Origin of the sequence: Microbacterium sp. SA39, from assembly GCF_000967865.1 — a bacterium.
Lineage (GTDB): Bacteria > Actinomycetota > Actinomycetes > Actinomycetales > Microbacteriaceae > Microbacterium.
The window spans coordinates 1-2510 of the sequence record NZ_JXRU01000007.1 but is presented as its reverse complement, the minus strand read 5'-3'; the positions used below and the strand labels follow the sequence as shown (position 1 = coordinate 2510).

The 2510-nt window shown below is 68.9% G+C and carries 3 protein-coding genes; 1 reads left to right on the top strand and 2 read right to left on the bottom strand.

Going from position 1 to position 2510, the window contains the following annotated elements:
• Positions 1–205 precede the first annotated feature (205 nt).
• A complete protein-coding gene (locus RS85_RS00050) occupies positions 206–916 on the top strand; it encodes a beta-ketoacyl-ACP reductase (RefSeq protein ID WP_046011374.1) in 711 nt (236 codons plus the stop codon).
• A gap of 24 nt (positions 917–940) precedes the next feature.
• Here the strand turns inward: RS85_RS00050 and RS85_RS00045 are convergent, their stop codons facing one another.
• Positions 941–1636, bottom strand: a complete 696-nt coding sequence (locus RS85_RS00045; RefSeq protein ID WP_046011373.1) for an alpha/beta fold hydrolase — start codon at positions 1634–1636, stop codon at positions 941–943.
• Positions 1637–1692: 56 nt separating this feature from the next.
• Positions 1693–2328 carry a phosphoserine phosphatase SerB gene (serB, locus tag RS85_RS00040; protein ID WP_046011372.1) on the bottom strand — a complete coding sequence of 212 codons (636 nt, stop codon included), beginning with the start codon at positions 2326–2328 and terminating at the stop codon, positions 1693–1695.
• Positions 2329–2510 lie beyond the last annotated feature (182 nt).

Below are 2510 nucleotides of genomic sequence, written 5' to 3'. Positions count from 1 at the left end.
AAAGCGGGGTGAGCGGCTGCTCGGAAGCGGCGGCGGGGGGAGGGTAGCTGTTGTCGCTCACGCTGATGCCTTTCGTCTCGTTCAGAGTTCCAGCACCCGGTCGTCCTGTCAAACGCCCCGCCGCGGATCGCGGAGGCTGCCTCGGTAGGATCGAGGGTGGCACGGAAGAACTGCCCCCTCAGCCCCCGATCAGGAGTGATACCCCATGAGTGCTCAGCGCGTCGTCCTCGTCACCGGAGGCAATCGCGGCATCGGCCGCGCCATCGCGGAGCGCTTCGTCCGCGACGGCTATCGCGTCGCCGTAACGGCGCGCTCCGGCGAAGGACCCGAGGGGTCCCTGACTGTTCGCGCAGACGTGACGGATGCCGCGGCGCTCGACGCGGCCTTTACCGAGGTGGAGCAGCAGCTCGGCCCGGTCGAGATCGTCGTCGCGAACGCCGGGATCACGAAGGACACGCTGCTCATGCGCATGAGCGAGGACGATTTCGACAGCGTCGTGGCGACCAACCTCGGCGGCACGTTCCGCGTCGTGAAGCGCGCCTCGAAGGGGATGCTGCGTGCCCGCTTCGGGCGCTTCATCCTCATCTCCAGCGTCGTCGGCCTGTACGGGTCGGCGGGGCAGGTCAACTACTCGGCCTCGAAGAGCGCGCTGGTCGGCTTCGCCCGGTCCCTCACCCGGGAGCTCGGCGGACGCGGCATCACCGCGAATGTCGTGGCACCCGGCTTCATCGAGACCGACATGACCGCCGAGCTCCCCGAAGAGACTCAGAAGCAGTACAAGGCCAGCATCCCCGCCGGCCGGTTCGCGACCCCCGACGAGGTCGCTGGCGTCGTGACCTGGCTCGCCGGCGACGACGCCGGTTACATCTCGGGCGCGGTCATCCCCGTCGACGGCGGACTCGGGATGGGGCACTGACCCCGAGCGGGAGCATGCTGGGCCTCACCGCGCGATCGCCGCGTTGATCAACTCGGCCAGCTTCTCCGGTACGGAGAACTGCGGCCAGTGGCCGGACCCGATCTTGACGACCTCGGCATCGTCGATCGCATGGAACTCCTCGGAATAGGGACCCCACTGCTCGATCATGCCCTCGAAGGTCGGCTGATCGAGGCCGCCCATCAGCAGCGTCACGGGGATCCGATAGCGCCTGTCGTCGCTCAGGGCGATCTCGTCGGTCGGCACGCGCGCCGGCACGCTGCGAGTCATCGGAGCGGTGCGCTCTCGCGTCGCCTCATCGAGGTCGCTCACGTCCTCGCCGGGGAAGAAGTCCCAGCCCGGGAACGGAACCACGCCTTCGACCAGCTCGAACTCGCTGATGCCGTTGCCCGTCGGAGGTGGGACGGTGTCGACGAAGACCACGCGACTCACCTGATCGGGCCGGGTATCCGCGACGCCCCACGCGACATTCCCGCCACCGCTGTGACCGACGACCACGGCAGGGCCGTCGAGCCCGTCGAGGGCGGCTACTGCCGCGTCGACCCAGTCGGCGATCCCGATCTCCGATGATTCCGACGCCGGGGCGCCGAGCCCCGGCAGAGTCAGCGGGTGGACGCGGTGCCCCGCCTTCTCGAGCGTCGGGATCACCCCGTTCCAACTGGAGGCGTCAAGCCAGAGTCCGGGGATGAGGATGATGTCCATGACCCGACGCTAGCGAGGGCCGCGGACATTCGCCACGGCATCCGTAGCAGCAACCGCTACGGCAGAAGCGGGATGACCTCGGCCAGGTTCTGCGGTCCGATCACCAGGCTTGCCGCCTCGCGCACCATGGGCTTCGCATTGAAGGCGATGCCGAGGCCGGCCACGGCCATCATCGGCAGGTCGTTCGCCCCGTCGCCGATCGCGATCGTCGCGTGCTGCGCGACGCCGAGCTCCGCCGCCCACTCCTGCAGCGACGACGCCTTGGCCGCGCCGTCCACGATGCCGCCGTCGACGCGTCCGGCGAGAGCTCCATCGATGACTTCGAGCCGATTCGCGCGCCAGCGGTCGACACCGAGGCCCGGCGCGATGCTGTCGAGGATCTCGTGGAAGCCGCCCGAGACCACGCCGACGACGCCGCCGCGTTCGTGCACGGCCGCGGTGAGCTCGCGCACACCCCGCGTGGGTTCGATGCGCGCGCGCACGCGCTCGAACGCGCCGATCGGCACGCCCTCGAGCGCTGCGACGCGCGAGCGCAGGCTGGCGGCGAAGTCGATCTCGCCGCGCATCGCCGCTTCCGTCGCAGCCTGAACCTCGGCGCGACGCCCGGCCTCGTCGGCGAGGAGCTCGATCACCTCATTGCGGATGAGGGTGGAGTCGGCATCGAGAACGACGAGGAATCGCGCAGAGGTCACGGCTTCGAGCCTAGCGACCGCTCGTACCGCTGCCGTGCCGTGTGACCGACCTAGCTGTTCTTCCCAGGGACGTTGTGAACGGCTGAGTTAGCGAAGACCTCCGGGCAGGATGTGGGTTACCACACTCACATTCCACACACGGAGGTCTTCGTGACTCACGCTAACGCACCCCTGACGCCTGT